This window comes from Cupriavidus pauculus, from assembly GCF_002858765.1.
In the GTDB taxonomy this organism is placed as follows: Bacteria; Pseudomonadota; Gammaproteobacteria; order Burkholderiales; family Burkholderiaceae; genus Cupriavidus; species Cupriavidus pauculus_B.
Genome location: NZ_PJRP01000001.1, coordinates 298,359 through 313,940, shown reverse-complemented (window position 1 = coordinate 313,940; position 15,582 = coordinate 298,359). Strand labels below are relative to the sequence as shown.

General features: G+C 67.3%; 11 protein-coding genes and 2 pseudogenes. 5 read left to right on the top strand and 8 right to left on the bottom strand.

The window, feature by feature from the left end:
• Positions 1 to 4 precede the first annotated feature (4 nt).
• The 6 genes from CYJ10_RS01345 to CYJ10_RS01320 form a co-directional block, all read right to left on the bottom strand.
• On the bottom strand, positions 5 to 676 hold the full coding sequence (locus tag CYJ10_RS01345) for a DUF484 family protein (protein ID WP_101679782.1): 672 nt from the start codon (positions 674 to 676) through the stop codon (positions 5 to 7).
• A 63-nt stretch (positions 677 to 739) separates the two neighbouring features.
• A complete protein-coding gene (rodA, locus tag CYJ10_RS01340) occupies positions 740 to 1,882 on the bottom strand; it encodes a rod shape-determining protein RodA (protein WP_101679781.1) in 1,143 nt (380 codons plus the stop codon).
• Positions 1,883 to 1,894: 12 nt separating this feature from the next.
• Positions 1,895 to 4,261 (bottom strand): penicillin-binding protein 2, encoded by a 2,367-nt coding sequence (gene mrdA, locus CYJ10_RS01335; protein WP_101679780.1) that lies wholly within the window; start codon positions 4,259 to 4,261, stop codon positions 1,895 to 1,897.
• Positions 4,262 to 4,305: 44 nt separating this feature from the next.
• The gene (gene mreD, locus CYJ10_RS01330) at positions 4,306 to 4,818 is read right to left on the bottom strand and encodes a rod shape-determining protein MreD (RefSeq protein WP_101679779.1); all 513 of its coding nucleotides are present in this window, start codon (positions 4,816 to 4,818) and stop codon (positions 4,306 to 4,308) included.
• The gene (mreC, locus tag CYJ10_RS01325) at positions 4,815 to 5,813 is read right to left on the bottom strand and encodes a rod shape-determining protein MreC (RefSeq protein WP_101679778.1); all 999 of its coding nucleotides are present in this window, start codon (positions 5,811 to 5,813) and stop codon (positions 4,815 to 4,817) included. The genes mreD and mreC overlap by 4 nt, the downstream gene beginning before the upstream one ends.
• 138 nt (positions 5,814 to 5,951) lie before the next feature.
• Positions 5,952 to 6,995: a rod shape-determining protein gene (locus CYJ10_RS01320; protein WP_019450345.1), complete on the bottom strand. Its 1,044-nt coding sequence runs from the start codon at positions 6,993 to 6,995 to the stop codon at positions 5,952 to 5,954.
• A gap of 842 nt (positions 6,996 to 7,837) precedes the next feature.
• Between CYJ10_RS01320 and gatC the strand changes: the two genes are divergently transcribed.
• The 5 genes from gatC (at position 7,838) to gatB (ending at position 12,836) form a co-directional block, all read left to right on the top strand.
• Positions 7,838 to 8,137, top strand: a complete 300-nt coding sequence (gene gatC, locus CYJ10_RS01315; protein WP_101679777.1) for an Asp-tRNA(Asn)/Glu-tRNA(Gln) amidotransferase subunit GatC — start codon at positions 7,838 to 7,840, stop codon at positions 8,135 to 8,137.
• A gap of 52 nt (positions 8,138 to 8,189) precedes the next feature.
• Entirely contained in the window at positions 8,190 to 9,689 is a 1,500-nt protein-coding gene (gene gatA / locus CYJ10_RS01310) for an Asp-tRNA(Asn)/Glu-tRNA(Gln) amidotransferase subunit GatA (RefSeq protein ID WP_101679776.1), read from the top strand.
• Positions 9,690 to 9,714: 25 nt separating this feature from the next.
• Entirely contained in the window at positions 9,715 to 10,185 is a 471-nt protein-coding gene (locus tag CYJ10_RS01305) for a hypothetical protein (protein ID WP_101679775.1), read from the top strand.
• Between the two features lie 29 nt (positions 10,186 to 10,214).
• Positions 10,215 to 11,303 carry a dienelactone hydrolase family protein gene (locus tag CYJ10_RS01300; protein WP_101679774.1) on the top strand — a complete coding sequence of 363 codons (1,089 nt, stop codon included), beginning with the start codon at positions 10,215 to 10,217 and terminating at the stop codon, positions 11,301 to 11,303.
• A gap of 63 nt (positions 11,304 to 11,366) precedes the next feature.
• Positions 11,367 to 12,836: an Asp-tRNA(Asn)/Glu-tRNA(Gln) amidotransferase subunit GatB gene (gene gatB / locus CYJ10_RS01295; protein WP_257993071.1), complete on the top strand. Its 1,470-nt coding sequence runs from the start codon at positions 11,367 to 11,369 to the stop codon at positions 12,834 to 12,836.
• Between the two features lie 153 nt (positions 12,837 to 12,989).
• Here the strand turns inward: gatB and CYJ10_RS01290 are convergent.
• Both CYJ10_RS01290 and CYJ10_RS35150 read right to left on the bottom strand, forming a co-directional pair.
• Positions 12,990 to 14,714 (bottom strand): annotated as a pseudogene (locus CYJ10_RS01290) (YadA family autotransporter adhesin); the annotation flags it as partial.
• A 342-nt stretch (positions 14,715 to 15,056) separates the two neighbouring features.
• Positions 15,057 to 15,251, bottom strand: a pseudogene (locus CYJ10_RS35150) (hypothetical protein); the annotation flags it as partial.
• Between the last annotated feature and the right edge of the window lie 331 nt (positions 15,252 to 15,582).

Here is a 15,582-nt window from a genome sequence, read left to right as displayed (position 1 = left end):
CGATTCAGTCGCGCAGGCGGTTCAGGGCCGCGCCGGCCACTTCGCCAATCTGCGCCAGGTAGGCGGTGCCCATGCCTTCGTGGAAGCGGCGCGGCTCGGACGAACCCAGCACCAGCAGGCCAAATGCGGCGCCCGGGCCTTCGTCGCCGGGGCGGGCCGGCACGCGCAGCGTCACCATGGCCAGCGACGCGATGTCATCGCGCTCCAGCAGGCTGGCGGCCTCGAAGCCGCTGTTGGCGCCGCAGTACGGCGCGCGCAGGCCTTCGGCAAACAGGCGCAGATCGTCGCTGGCACCCTGGGCCACTTCGATATGCGCGAACGCTTCGCCCACGTTCCACAGGCGCAGCGCCACGGCCGGCACATCGAACACCTGCTGCAGGCCGTCCTGCACCGCGTACGGCAGCGCGTGCGAATCGGCCTCGGCCAGCAGGCGCAGCTGCCAGGCGTGCATGCGCTGCTGCGTGCGGTCGTTCTCGTGGCCGTGCCGAACCAGATCGGCCAGCTTCAATTCCAGACCCTTGTTCTTCTCGCGCAGGATTTCCATCTGGCGCTCCTGCAGCGACACAGCGCGGTGGCTGTGTGGACTGGTCAGTTGCACCGTGGCCAGCAGTTCGGCATGGTCCTCAAAGAACTGCGGGTTGCTCTGCAGATAAGCGGCGACGTCCTGGGCGTTCATAAGCTTCTACCGATAAGATTTTTCGGTTGGCAGTGTAGCAAAGTGACGTTGGCGCGAAGCGGGTCAGGTCTGAATGAGCCGCTTCTGTCGCGAAATGCTCATCAGGATGCCGATCCCCATGCCCAGCGTCACCAATGCCGTACCGCCATAACTCAACAGCGGCAGCGGCACGCCCACCACGGGCAGGATCCCGCTCACCATGCCCATGTTCACGAAGGCGTAGGTGAAGAAGATCAGCGTGATCGAGCCGGCCAGCAGCCGCGAGAACAATGTCGGCGCGTTGGCCGCAATATAAAGTCCGCGGAAGATCAGCAGCAGGTACAGCACCAGCAGCACGGCATTGCCGATTAAGCCGAACTCCTCCGAAAACACCGCAAAGATGAAGTCGGTGTGCTTTTCGGGGATGAATTCCAGGTGGGTCTGCGTGCCCTTGAGCCAGCCCTTGCCGGTCACGCCGCCCGAGCCGATCGCGATGATCGACTGGATCGTATGGAAGCCCTTGCCCAGCGGGTCGGTGGTGGGGTCCAGCAGCGTGCACACGCGGTGCTGCTGGTAATCGTGCAGGACGGGCCAGCTCACGCCCGGCGCGCAGATCTGGCTTTCATAGCTGATCAGCAGCGTAATCGCCACGACGCCCGCGCCCAGCAGCGGCAGGATGATCTTCCACGACAGCCCGGCGAAATAGATCACGTACAGGCCGGCGGCCAGCACCAGCAGGCCGGTGCCCAGGTCAGGCTGCTTGGCGATCAGGCCCACCGGCACGCCCAGGATGATCAACGCCACGACGAAGTCGAACCATCGGATCACCCCTTCCCGCTTCTGGAAGTACCACGCCAGCATCAGCGGCATCGAGATCTTCATGATCTCCGACGGCTGGATCACCATGCCCACGTTCAGCCACCGGCGGGCCCCCTTGCGGATCAGCCCGAACATGGCCACGGCGACCAGCAGCGCCACCCCGACTGTATAGAGCGGCACGGCGATCCGCATCAGCAGCTGGGTTGGCATGTAGGCGATCACTATCATCACAACGTATGACAGCAGGATGTTGCGCAGCTGGTCTTCCACGCGGCCCGGCATGTCGATCGCGGCCGAATACAGCGCCACGATGCCCGTGGCGAATAGCAGAAAGACGATCAGGGCCAGCGGCTTGTCGAAGCCGGTCAGGGCGGTCTTGATCGCGGAAAGGGCGCGGCGTTTGTCCATGGCGCGTCTCCTTTAATCTGAAACAGGTTTGCCGGCCGCATCGGCCTGGGCAAGGTTGGCGGACTTGGCCGGCCGGTTGCGCGGTGCCGGGGCCGGCGCGGATGCCGGTACGGCGTGCGGCGCGGGCGCCTTGGGTGCCGAGGCCGGTGGCTTGCTGTGGCCCAGTGCCTGCAGCATGCGGTCGTCAAGCGTGGCCACGGCCGATGCCGGCGCGATGGCGGCCGGATCGAGCTGCACGGCAATCGAATCGGATGCCGACCTGGCTGCCGGCACCGGCACGGAAGCCGCCGCCACGGCGCTGGCGCCCGGTGTGCTCGCGGCCGCGGCCGAAGCCCCGGCCACCACGGGCGGTGCGGTCTGCATCACGGTTGCCGTTGCCGCATTGGCCGTATCGCCCGTGGTGAACACGCTCGGGGTGTCAACCGGCGGGCGGTTGCCGGCGCGCAGTGCTTCGTCGGGCGGCGGCGCGGTGGCCTGCAGTTCCTCGGGCCACTTGCGCAGCAGGTAGTAATCCATCACCTTGCGGGCGATCGGCGCGGCCACGGCGGCGCCAAAGCCGGCGTTCTCGACGATCAGCGCCAGCGCGATCTTCGGGTGGTCGGCCGGCGCGAATGCCGTGTACAGCGAGTGGTCGCGCTTGCGCTCGTCGATCGCGTGGTGGTTGTACTTCTCGTTCTTGCCCAGCGTATAGGTCTGGGCCGTACCGGTCTTGCCCGCCGACTCGTAGGCCGCGCCGGCAAACACCCGCGCCGCCGTACCGTTGTGCGTCACCGCGACCATGGCGCGCTTGATCACGTCGATATCGGCCTGCTTGAGCGGCAGCCGGTAACTTTCCTTGGGCACGGTCAGCGAGCGCTTGCGGTTGACCGAATCCTCGACGGCCTTCACTAGGTGAGGCTTCATCGCCACGCCGTTGTTGACCAGGATCGACACCGCATTGGCGAGCTGCAGGATCGTGAAGCTGTTGTAGCCCTGGCCGATGCCCAGCGAGATGGTCTCGCCGTCATACCACTTCTGCTGCTCGGGCTTGCGGTAGGCCTTGCGCTTCCAGTCCGTGGACGGCAGGATGCCCCGGCTTTCGCCCTCGATGTCGATGCCCGTGATCTGGCCGAAGCCCAGCGGCTTCATGAAATCGTGGATCGCATTGACGCCCATGTCGCGCGCCAGTGCGTAATAGTAGGTATCGCACGACTGCACGATCGACGCCTGCATGTCCACCCAGCCGTGGCCGCCCGGCTTGTCGTCGCGGAACGTGTGGTTGCCCAGCGTGAAGAAGCCCGGATCGTGCATGCCCCAGGCCGCCGTGCGCTTGCCCGTGGTCAGCGCGGCCAGCGCCATGAACGGCTTGTACGTGGAGCCCGGCGGATAAGTGCCCCGCAGCGGCCGGTTCAGCAGCGGCTTGTCGGGCGAGCCGTTGAGCTCGTCCCAGGTCTTGGAATCAATCCCTTCGACGAACAGGTTCGGGTCGAAGGTCGGCTTCGAGACGAAGGCCAGAATGTCGCCGGTTTCCGGCTCGATGGCCACCAGCGCGCCGCGGCGGTCGCCAAATAGCTGTTCCGCCAATTGCTGCAGACGGATGTCCAGCGACAGGATCAGGTTGTTGCCCGGCGTGGCCGGCGACGTGGACAAAGTACGAATCGGACGCCCACCGGCACTGACTTCCACTTCCTCGAAGCCGGTCAGCCCGTGCAGTTCGGTCTCGTAGCTCTGTTCCAGGCCGATCTTGCCGATGTAGCTGGTGCCCTTGTAGTTATCGGCATCGCGGCGCGGATCGTACTTGGCGGGGTCGGCGTCGTTGGCCTCGTCCATCGCCTCGATCCGCTCCTGGTCGCGCTGCGAGATACGGCCCAGGTAGCCCACCACGTGGCTGGCCGACTCGCCCAGCGGGTACTGGCGGAACAGGCGCGCACGCACGTCCACCCCGGGAAAGCGGAAGCGCTGCGCCGAGAACTTGGCCACTTCCTCGTCGGTCAGCTGGCTGCGGATCGGCAGGCTTTCAAAGCTGCGCGATTCCTCCAGCACGCGTTTGAAACGACGACGGTCGCGCGGCTGGATATCAACTAGCTTGGCCAGTTCGTCAATCGTGTTGTCGAGCGTATCGGTCAGCTTGGACGGCGTGACTTCCAGCGTGTACGCGGAATAGTTGCGCGCCAGGATCACCCCGTTGCGGTCCATGATGATGCCGCGGTTCGGCTCGATCGGCGCCACGGAGATACGGTTGTCCTCGGCCTTGGCCGAGTACTGGTCGTGCTTGTACCACTGCAGCCACAGGAAGCGGGAGAGCAGCAGGCCAAAGCAGATGACCGTGAACAGGGCGGCGGCCGCCACGCGGATGCGGAAGCGGCCGATTTCCAGTTCGACGTTGCGAATTTCGGTCATGGCGGTACTGCGGGCGGCGTGGCGGTGTCAGGGAGGATGAAGGGCTAGATCGGGCGCGTCTCGTCGATGTCGGCCGAGCGGCGCTGCGGCGCCAGCAGCAATGCGGTGGCCATCGGCCAGAGCACGGCTTCGATCACGGGCGCCACCAGCAGCTGCCAGCCCGGCAGCGGCGCACCCATCGCCAGGCGGATCACCACCGGCACGGCATGGGTGATGAACAGCAGCGGCATCACATGCAGCGCCTGCGTGTAGACCGAGAACCACAGCACGCGGCGGTGGATCGTGATCGCAAAGTACGCCAGCAGCGTGTAGGCCAGTGCGTGCTCGCCCAGCAGGCGCGCATCATGCACGTCCATCAGCAGGCCTAGCAAAAACGCCACGCCCATGCCCACCTTGCGCGGCTGGTGGATGTTCCAGAACACCAGCACCAGCGCCACCATGTCCGGGATCCACAGCGTGGTGCCCCAGGGCATCAGGTTCCACAGGAAGGCCAGCACGAAGGTCAGCGCGATAAACGCGGGATTGACCGGTCGCAGCAGGTATTGGGATGTCGTCACTGGGAACGCTCCGGGGATTTCTGCTTGTCGGTGGCCTTCTCGGCAGGCTTGTCAGCGGCCTTGTCAGCCGCCTTCTGCTCCGCACCAGCGCGCGCGGCCGCCGAACGGGCGCCCCGCTCGGCCTTGGTCGGGGCGGATTCTTCCTGCGGGCGCGGGCCAAGGCCGGACTCGTAGCGCACCACCAGCAGTTGGCGATGCGAGCGCACGCCAGCCACGGGTTCGCAGTACACGCGCGAGAATGCCGTGTCCGCCTTGCGCTCGATCTGGACGATCTTCGCCACGGGCAGGCCCGGCGGGTAGGTGCCGTCCAGGCCGGACGTCACCAGCAGGTCGCCCTGCTGCAGATCGGCCGACGCGGCCATGAACCGCAGGTCCAGCAACCCGGCACGCGAGCCGCCGAACGCCACGCTGCGCAGGCCGTTTCGCACCACCTGCACGGGAATGGCCTGGTCCTTGTCGGTCAGCAGCGTCACTTCGGACTGGAACGGCGACACGCGCGTGACCTGTCCGATCACGCCGCGCTCGTCAATCACCGGATAGCCGGCGCGCAGCCCTTGCGTGCTGCCATGGTCGATAACGATGCGCTGGCTATACGGGTCGCGGGCGTCGTAGAGGATTTCGGCGGCCGTGACCGGCGTGGCCGACTGCTGCTGCAGGTTCAGCAGCTTGCGCAGCTGGTTGTTCTCGGCTTCGAGCTGGGCCTGGTGCACGGACGCGTTGGCCTGCTCCACCGCGCTGCGGCGCAGTTCGCGGTTTTCATTGGCCAGCGTGACCGAGGACTGGGTGTAGTCGAACACGCCGCGCAGTGCGTCGCGCGGCACCAGCACCAGGCGTTCTACCGGCATGAGGACGGTGGCGGCCACCTGGCGCGCGACGCGCATGGCGTCAAAGCGCGCGTCGACAATCAGCAGCGCCAGCGCGATCGCCACGAAGACGACCAGACGGGCAACGGCGGATGTGCCTTGCTTGAAGAGCGGCGGTGGAGAGTAATCCATTTACCGGTGCGCAGGCGAAACCATTCCGCCAGCGCGTCCGCACGCCCCTTGCGGGGCATGTCGGTCCGGGCTGGCGGGGGAAGACATCAAAGGGCGCGGGGACACGGCGACGCAGGTCACCATCGTCCCTGCCTCGTATTACTCGTAGGAGAAGATGCTGCCGAGCTTGTCCATGCGCTCCAGCGCCATGCCCGAGCCGCGCACCACGCAGGTCAGCGGATCTTCGGCCACCAGCACCGGCAGGCCGGTTTCCTCGGCCAGCAGGCGGTCCAGGTCGCGCAGCAGTGCGCCGCCGCCGGTCAGCATCATGCCGCGCTCGGCGATGTCGGCACCCAGTTCGGGCGGCGTCTGTTCCAGCGCGATCTTCACGGCGGACACGATCTGGTTCAGCGGATCGGTCAGGGCCTCGAGGATTTCGTTGGACGACACGGTGAAGGCGCGCGGGATACCTTCGGACAGGTTGCGGCCCTTCACTTCCATTTCGCGGACTTCGGAACCCGGGAAGGCCGAGCCGATTTCCTTCTTGATCGCTTCGGCGGTCTGTTCGCCGATCAGCATGCCGTAGTTGCGGCGGATGTAGTTGACGATGGCTTCGTCGAACTTGTCGCCGCCCACGCGCACCGAACCCTTGTACACCATGCCGCCCAGCGAGATGATGCCCACCTCGGTGGTGCCGCCGCCGATGTCGACGACCATCGAACCCGACGGCTCCGACACCGGCAGGCCGGCGCCGATCGCGGCCGACATCGGCTCCTCGATCAGGTACACCTGGCTGGCGCCGGCGCCCAGGGCCGATTCGCGGATGGCGCGGCGTTCCACCTGGGTGGAACCGCACGGCACGCAGATGATGATGCGCGGGCTCGGACGCAGCAGCTTAGTGTCATGCACCATCTTGATGAACTGCTTGAGCATCTGCTCGGTCACGGTGAAGTCGGCGATCACGCCGTCCTTCATCGGGCGGATGGCCTCGATGTTGCCAGGCACCTTGCCCAGCATCTGCTTGGCTTCCTTGCCTACCGCTGTAATCGTTTTCTTGGCGTTGGGACCGCCTTCCTGACGGATAGCCACGACCGAAGGCTCGTCCAGGACGATGCCCTTGTCGCGCATGTAGATCAGGGTGTTGGCGGTGCCCAGGTCGATGGCCAGGTCGTTGGAGAAATAGCTGCGGAGAAATCCGAACATCAGGAATCCTGTCTTCTGTTGGTTCGCGGGTATGCGAAGCGGCCGGTGCCTGTAGCGGCCCGGCCACGAATGCGTTTGCAAGGGTGATGGTTCACGGCTCCCCCGGTGCGTGCGGCTGACGCCGGCACAAGCCGGCGCGCCCGGTACCCCTGGCGCGGACAAGCCCCGGTGCGCCAGCGGGAATCCGCTTCGCCGGCGCATGCCTGCACGCCGGACCTACGGGAACCTTTGATTAGACTCTGCGCGAAAGTTCGCGGACAGATGCGCGGGGACAGGACGGGAACACGCCTGACGATGGCAGTAGCCTAATCGGAGGAACCAGTTTCTTACGACTGAAAATACGATGAAAACGGGCCGCTAATTCGCGACGTTGCCATGAAGCTGGCACATTACTGTTGCATGGGTGCGACGCCGACCCCGGTATGCCGCCCGATCCAGCACATTGGCACCCCGGCAATTCCGCCTGACCACCGACGCTGGATGCGCGGACTGTGCCGACGGCATCACCGCCTGCCCGCTCTGCCGCGACCCAAGTGGCGCGCGCGTTGCGGGAAGACTGCAGCGCGTAATGATACCTTATAATTCCCGCTGTTTCGGGGCGTTTGGACCCTGAAAAACTTGTAACTTCGACGATCCTGGGGTGCCCCCCGGGCGCACCAGTCCGGCACGCCTTGGCCACCCCGCCAGCTGCCGGGCCCATGGCGCCCTTCCAGGCACCCCGACGGCCACCCGACGACGGTTGGGTGGACGCCGGTTCCGAACCGGCGTCCGCTCCGCCTTCCCCCGGCCGCAACATCTCCAGTCCGCAGGACTGAATCCGGCGAGAAGCGCCGCACCACGCCATGGCTCTCGAACTTTCCGACGTCAAGCGCATCGCGCACCTGGCCCGCATCGAAACCAGCGATGCCGAGGCCGAGCATACGCTTGTGCAGCTGAACAACTTTTTCTCCCTGGTGGCGCAGATGCAGGCGGTGGACACCACCGGCATCGAGCCGCTGGCCCACCCGCTGTCGGCCGTGCGCGACATCGCCCAGCGCCTGCGCGACGACGCCGTGACCGAGTCCGACCGCCGCGTGGACTACCAGCGCCCCGCCCCGGCCACCGAGAACGGCCTGTACCTGGTGCCCAAGGTCATCGAGTGACGGCAGCGCGCTGCCCTGCCCTGTCGCCCATCCAGACGCCATCCGATCCGATATGACCTTTTCCGCTGATCACCAGACCTCGCTGCGCCAGATTGCCGATGCGCTGGCCGCCCGTTCCGTCTCCGCCGAGGAACTCGCCCGCGACTACCTGGCCCGCATCGACGCCGCCAAAAGCCTGAACGCCTTTGTCGACGTCAACCCCGACCTGACCCTGGCGCAGGCCCGCGCCGCCGACGAGCGCCGCGCCAACGGCCAGGCCACGCCGCTGACCGGCGTGCCCATCGCCCACAAGGACGTCTTCGTGACGCGCGGCTGGAAGTCCACCGCCGGCTCGAAGATGCTGGCCAACTACGAAAGCCCGTTCGACGCCACCGTGGTGGAGCGCCTGGGCGCCGCCGGCATGGTCACGCTGGGCAAGACCAACATGGACGAATTCGCGATGGGTTCGTCCAACGAGAATTCGTACCAGGGCGTGGTGCGCAACCCGTGGGACACCAACCGCGTGCCGGGCGGCTCGTCGGGCGGCTCGGCCGCTGCCGTGGCCGCGGGCCTGGCACCGGCCGCCACCGGCACCGACACCGGCGGCTCGATCCGCCAGCCGGCGTCGTTCTCGGGCATCACCGGCATCAAGCCGACGTATGGCCGCGTGTCGCGCTACGGCATGATCGCGTTCGCGTCGTCGCTGGACCAGGGCGGCCCGATGGCCCATACGGCCGAAGACTGCGCCATGCTGCTCAACGGCATGGCCGGCTTCGACGCGAAGGATTCCACCAGCCTGACGCCGGAACTGGGCGGCGTGGACGAGGATTTCACGCGCCTGCTGGGCCAGCCGCGCGCCGGCGCCAGCGCCGACAAGCCGCTGGCCGGCCTGCGCATCGGCCTGCCGCGCGAGTATTTCGGCAAGGGCCTGTCCGCCGACGTGGAAAAGACCGTGCGCGCCGCGCTGGCCGAGTATGAAAAGCTCGGCGCCACGCTGGTGGACGTATCGCTGCCGAAGACCGAACTGTCGATCCCGGTGTACTACATCATCGCGCCGGCAGAGGCTTCGTCGAACCTGTCGCGTTTCGACGGCGTGCGCTACGGCCACCGCGCCGCCGAATACCGCGACCTGCTCGACATGTACAAGAAGAGCCGCGCCGAAGGCTTCGGCCCGGAAGTGAAGCGCCGCATCATGGTGGGCACGTATGTGCTGTCGCACGGTTATTACGATGCGTACTATCTGCAGGCGCAGAAGATCCGCCGCATCATCGCCGACGATTTCCAGCGCGCGTTTGCCGAGTGCGACGTGATCATGGGCCCGGTGGCGCCGAGCGTGGCCTGGAAGCTGGGCGAGAAGACCGCCGACCCGGTGCAGATGTACCTGGCCGACATCTTCACGCTGTCCACCAGCCTGGCCGGCCTGCCCGGCATGAGCGTGCCGGCCGGCTTTGGCGACGCCAACATGCCCGTGGGCCTGCAGATCATCGGCAACTACTTCGACGAAGCCCGCCTGCTGCAGGTGGCCCATGCGTTCCAGCAGGCCACCGACTGGCACCTGCGCCGTCCGGCCTGACCACGCCGATACCGCCCCCGCCATCATGCGCCTGCACGCCCTGCCCCGCATCCCGCTGAGACTGGCCGCCGCCCTGGCGGTGGCCGTGACGCTGGCCGGCTGCCAGATTCCGTTCGTTGGCCGCTCCACGCCCATCGCGGCGCGCGACATCGACCTGGCGGGCAACTGCCAGCGCACCGAGGAAGACGGCTTCCGCGAAGATGCGCAGCTGCGCGTGGCCGACAACACCGTGCAGCAGCTGCAGTGGAAGCTGTGGGTGGGCAAGCGCGGCTCGTGCAGCTTCAACCTGGCCGATTTCCGCCAGGTGCGCAAGACGCCGCACATCGAGCTGCGCGCCAACGACGGCAGCGCCTGCAAGCTGATGATCTGGCAGGACCCGCGTCGCGTCACGCTGGCGCACGCGAGCTGCCAGGCGCACTGCACGCCCGGCATCTATGAAGAAGCCTGGCCCGTGATGTTCGAGCCCGGCACCGGCGACTGCGCGCGCACGCGCTGACGCCCGCGCCGAAAATTAGTCGATCGACCATGCCTCGCCTGCACCCGCCCACCTTGCCGCCAACCGTCTCGCCGCTGGTTCCGACCACGGTGGGCCGCTGGCTGCGCGGGACGCTGGCCGGCGTGGCGGTGGTGGCGGCGCTGATGCCCACCGCACCGGCGCAGCCGGCGGTATCGATGGCGCCGCTGTTGCCCCCGGTGCCACTGACGGCACCCGTGACACCGGCCAGCGCAGCCGCCGTGGCGGCGCCGGCCACCGGAACCGAGCCCGCCACCGCGCGGGTGCGGCTGCCCGCTGACCCCGGCACGCCGGCCCTGACCGCCTACTGGTTCATGCCGCGCGAAGGCAGCGTGGCCCGCAGCCAGCTGCTGCCCGTGGTGGTGGCGCTGCACGGCTGCGGCGGCCTGGTCGACATGAAGGTGGCGGCCAAACGCGCCGGCACGATCGAGGAAGTCATCGACCCGGCGGCCGGCCTGCAGAGCCGCTACCGCGAATACGCGCACTGGCTGACCGACCGCGGCTACGCCGTGCTGATGCCGGACAGCCTCAGCCCGCGCGGCAAGGCGCAAGGCATCTGCACGGAATCGCTGGATGCCCGGTCCATCGACGACAAGACGCGCCGCGCCGACGCCATCGCCGCGCTGCGCTGGGTGGCAAAGCAGCCGGGCATCGACACCCGCCGTATCGTGCTGCTGGGCTGGTCCAACGGGGCGCAGGCGGTGCTGGCCACCATCGACGCCAGCCGCCCCTGGCCCGCCGATGCGCCGAGCGTGGACCGCGCCGTGGCGTTTTATCCAGGCTGCAAGCGCGCCGTGCAGCAGCACGATTTCAGGCTGCGCTCGCCGTTGCTGCTGATGATCGGCGGTGCCGACGACTGGACGCCCGCCACGCGCTGCGCGATGCTGCAGAACGCGGTGCAAAGCCGGCAGCCCAAGGCCCGCTTCCGCCTGGAGATCTATCCGGGCGCGTACCATGGCTTCGACGGCACCAGCGAGCTGCACGTGCGGCGTGACATCGTCGCGCGTCAGGGCTCCGGCGTCACCGTGGGCGGCGACGCCGTGGCGCGCGTGGCCGCGCTGGCCCAACTCGATTCATGGCTGACGAGTTCCGACCCCTGACGACACAGACCCCGCAGGGCCGGAATTCGGCAACCGAACCAACCTATACAGAAAAGCACTCAGATTAGGAAAACCGCCATGCAATGGGAAGTGGTGATCGGCCTGGAGACGCATGCACAGCTCTCCACGGCCTCCAAGATTTTCTCCGGCACCTCCACCGCGTTCGGGGCCGAGGCCAATACGCAGGCTTCGCCCGTCGACCTGGCGCTGCCGGGCGTGTTGCCCGTGCTCAACAAGGGTGCCGTCGAGCGCGCCATCCAGTTCGGCCTGTCGATTGACGCCAAGATCGCGCCGCGCAGCATCTTCGCGCGCAAGAATTACTTCTACCCCGACCTGCCAAAGGGCTACCAGATCAGCCAGTACGAGATCCCGGTGGTACAAGGCGGCCAGATCACGGTGCAGGTGGAAGGCAAGCAGGGCGTCTACGAGAAGACCATCAACCTGACGCGCGCCCACCTGGAAGAAGACGCCGGCAAGTCGCTGCACGAAGACTTTGCGGGCATGACCGGCATCGACCTGAATCGCGCCGGCACGCCGCTGCTGGAAATCGTGACCGAGCCCGACATGCGCAGCTCGGCCGAAGCCGTGGCCTATGCCAAGGCGCTGCATTCGCTCGTGGTGTGGCTGGGTATCTGCGACGGCAACATGCAGGAAGGCAGCTTCCGCTGCGACGCCAACGTGTCCGTGCGCCCGGTGGGCCAGGAGAAGTTCGGCACGCGCCGCGAGATCAAGAACCTGAACTCGTTCCGCTTCCTGCAGCAGGCCATCGACTACGAAGTGCAATGGCAGATTGCTGAAATCGAAGACGGCCGCGACATCGTCCAGGCCACCGTGCTGTTCGACCCGGACACCGGCGAGACGCGGGCGATGCGTACCAAGGAAGACGCACACGACTACCGCTACTTCCCCGATCCGGACCTGATGCCGCTGGAAATCGACGCAGCCTGGATCGACCGCGTGAAGGGCGCGCTGCCCGAACTGCCGGCCGCCATGCAGGCGCGCTTTGTCGCGCAATACGGCCTGTCGGCCTATGACGCGAGCACGATTACCGCGAGCAAGGCCCTGGCCGGCTACTTCGAGGCTGTAGTCAAGGAAGTGGGCGCCGCCAGCGCCAAGCCCGCCGCCAACTGGCTGATGGGCGACGTGGCATCGCAACTGAACCGCGATGGCATCACCATCGACGAAGCGCCGGTGCGCCCGGCTCAACTGGCGAAACTGCTATCTCGCATTGTCGACGGCACGGTATCGAACAACACGGCCAAGAAGGATGTGTTCCCGGCGATGTGGGCCGGCGAGTCCGACGGCGACGCCGATGCGATCATCGCGGCCAAGGGCCTGAAGCAGATGTCCGACACGGGCGAGCTGGAAAAGATCATCGACGACGTGCTGGCCGCCAACGCCAAGTCGGTGGAGGAATTCCGCGCCGGCAAGGAAAAGGCGTTCAACGCGCTGGTGGGCCAGGCGATGAAGGCCACCAAGGGCAAGGCCAACCCGGCCCAGGTCAACGACCTGCTGAAGAAGAAGCTAGCCTGATCGCCATCTGATCCGGTCCTCTTCTGACGAAACGGCCACGCTCGCGCGTGGCCCTTTTTTTTGCACCGATCAGCGGGGCGGCGTCGATCATGCTGACTCCAGAGCGGCCAGGCGCTCCTGCAGGCTGGCCAGCAGCGCGTCGCGTTCCGCCAGCATCGTGGTGAGCTGGCCGACGTTGACGGCGTCGGTCGATGACGTACCCGCTGCCACGTTGATGATCTGCCGTTGCAGGCTGGCGCTGCCGACCGACACCGATTTGGCGCGGTCGCACGCCGACTTGGCGTCGAGTGCCACGCCGTTCGTCGCGGAGGCCACGGCGTTGGCACCAATCGCCACCGTCGTCGTGCCCGATGCCGCCGCCACGCCGCCAATCGCCACGTTGTCGGTCTTCGATGCCGAGGCCGAGGCGCCGATCACCACCGCGCTGTTGGCCGATACATACGCTGCATTGCCCACCGCAATCGCCCCCTCGCCGCCAGCGCCACTCTCGACCCGCGCGCTGCGGCCCAGCACGATGCCGCTGCCCGTGCTGGCCATGGTCGCGCCGTCGCCCACCACGATGCTGCCACCGCCCTTGGCCAGCGCCTGCGGCCCGATGGCGATGGCGTTGTTGCCATTGGCCGTCGCCTCGGAACCCGTGGACTTCACCTGCACGTACTTCAGGTCGGCATCGCCCGTGCTGATGCCCGCCACGGTCTGCGCAAGGCCGGCGATGTCCTGCGTGTTCTTCGTCACCTTGGCGTTGGTCTCGAACAGCTGGCCGCCTACCACCGCATCGGTGCTCAACTGGCTCAGGTCGGCCGCGCGCAGCCCGGTCACCAGCGTGTTGTCCAGCGTGGCGCGGGCCTTCGAGCTGTCGTCGTAGGCCAGGAATGCGTTCCTGACGTTGCCGGCCACGTTCACGTCCAGCCCGGCGGCGCGCAATTGCCCCACCGTGACCGCGTCGGACTCGGCCACCCCGGCCACCCCGGCCTCCACGTTGACGATGCGGCGCCGTGCGGCCGACGACCCCACCCACACGGTGTTCGGGCGGTCCGCCAGGCTGCCTTGGCCGATGGCCACGCTGTACGACCCCGACACGTTGGCGCCCGCGCCCAATGCCAGGCCAGCCGTCGCGCTCACCACGGTGGCGTCGCCCACGGCCGCCGCGCCGGTACTGATCGGCCAGGCATTCGGGCCGATGGCCAGGGCGTTGGTGCCGCTGGCGCCGGCATCCGCCGCGGTCGAGTCGACGTGGAAGTACATCACCCCGGCGTCGCCGGTCGTGATCTCGTCCATGGCGGTGTGGATCTGGCCCAGTGCGGTGATGGCCTCGCCGAGTTCCTGGCTCACGGCGAACAGCTGCGCGCCGGTCACCGCATCCTGGCTGGCTTCCGTCAGCTCGCCGAGCGCCAGGTTCGTGACCACCGTGTTGGACAGCGTCACGCAACCAAGGGTGGCGTCGTCATAGGCCACGAACGCGTTGGACACCTCGCCAGCCGCGTTCAGGTTCAACCCGGCGTCCTTGAGCTGGCCCACCGTGGCGGCATCCGAATCGAGCTCGCCCTTCATCACGTGCACGATGCGGCGCGGCTTCAGCAGCGTGCCCACCGATACCGTGCCCTCGCGATTCGCGACGCTGCCCTGGCCGATGGCAACGCTGTCCGACGCCGTGGCGCTGGCCTGACGACCGAGCGCCGTGGCGCCGGCACCGGTTGCGCTGGCACTCGTCCCCACGGCCAGCGCGGCGGTGCCCCCACCGTTGGCCTGGGCGTTCACGCCGACGGCCACGTCGCCTGTGCCGATGGCTGCCGCACGGCTGCCGATGGCCTGCGCCCAGTCCGCGCCGCTGACGGCGTTGCTGCCCAGCGCGGTCGAGCTTTGGCCACTTGCCACCGCTTCCAGGCCCAGCGCCATGCCACCGCTGCCCGATGCGTCCGCCAGGGGGCCCAATCGCGATGGCATCGCCACCAGCGGCCTCCTCGTTGGGCTTGAAACTGTTGACGTGGAAATACTCCAGCGCCGTCACGCGCTGGTCCGTGGCGTAGAGCTGGCTGCCGTTGACGGCATCGGTGCTGGCGCTCGACACCTCGCCCGGTGCCAGGTACACGATGGTGCGTTGCCGATCCGGATTGCCGACCGATACAAAGTACTCCTGATCGGCCGTGGAGCGATCTCCCAGAGCGACGCTCCCAAGGCCGATGCGACGCTCTTGTTGCCGACTGAAGTCGAATTCGTTGCGCTGGCATTGGCGTAGGTGCCAATCGCAACGCCGTTGTCCTGGGTCGACGTCGCCCAGCAGCCCAAGGCCACGGCGTTGCTCATCGAGGCGACAGCATTCAGCCCGATGGCGACGGCGTTGAATCCCGTAGCGGATGCGTCCGGTCCCCGCGCTAGTCCGGAAGTACTTGACGCCCTCCTCCGGCAGCCCCGCATTGTTCGGAAGACCTGGCGCCTGCGCCTCGGCGTTGCCGTCCGTTCATTCGTTGTCATCGCACGTCCCCTTCTGGATAGCCCTGGGTCTGCAGCGCAGCAAGCGCGGCGCCGCCCCATTGGCAAGTCAATCCTTCCAGACAACTGCGCGGGGGAACATGGAACCGGATGGAACACCTATCTTCCATGGCCGACAGCCCAACGGGCGCACGAGGCGGCGGCCGCATGCGTGACGCAACGCGCCGGGCGGTGCAATCCATGGCCTTGTCGGATGGAATAGGATCAGGCATGCGCACCGGCTGTCGCCGCCGATGGCAAGACGCGCCGACGCGGG

What these genes read in the sequence shown, in the direction of transcription:
- CYJ10_RS01345 (WP_101679782.1), bottom strand. Translation starts at nt 676, where the DNA reads ATGAACGCCCAGGACGTCGCCGCTTATCTGCAGAGCAACCCGCAGTTC.
- rodA (WP_101679781.1), bottom strand. Translation starts at nt 1,882, where the DNA reads ATGGACAAACGCCGCGCCCTTTCCGCGATCAAGACCGCCCTGACCGGC.
- mrdA (WP_101679780.1), bottom strand. Translation starts at nt 4,261, where the DNA reads ATGACCGAAATTCGCAACGTCGAACTGGAAATCGGCCGCTTCCGCATC.
- mreC (WP_101679778.1), bottom strand. Translation starts at nt 5,813, where the DNA reads ATGGATTACTCTCCACCGCCGCTCTTCAAGCAAGGCACATCCGCCGTT.
- CYJ10_RS01320 (WP_019450345.1), bottom strand. Translation starts at nt 6,995, where the DNA reads ATGTTCGGATTTCTCCGCAGCTATTTCTCCAACGACCTGGCCATCGAC.
- gatC (WP_101679777.1), top strand. Translation starts at nt 7,838, where the DNA reads ATGGCTCTCGAACTTTCCGACGTCAAGCGCATCGCGCACCTGGCCCGC.
- gatA (WP_101679776.1), top strand. Translation starts at nt 8,190, where the DNA reads ATGACCTTTTCCGCTGATCACCAGACCTCGCTGCGCCAGATTGCCGAT.
- CYJ10_RS01305 (WP_101679775.1), top strand. Translation starts at nt 9,715, where the DNA reads ATGCGCCTGCACGCCCTGCCCCGCATCCCGCTGAGACTGGCCGCCGCC.
- CYJ10_RS01300 (WP_101679774.1), top strand. Translation starts at nt 10,215, where the DNA reads ATGCCTCGCCTGCACCCGCCCACCTTGCCGCCAACCGTCTCGCCGCTG.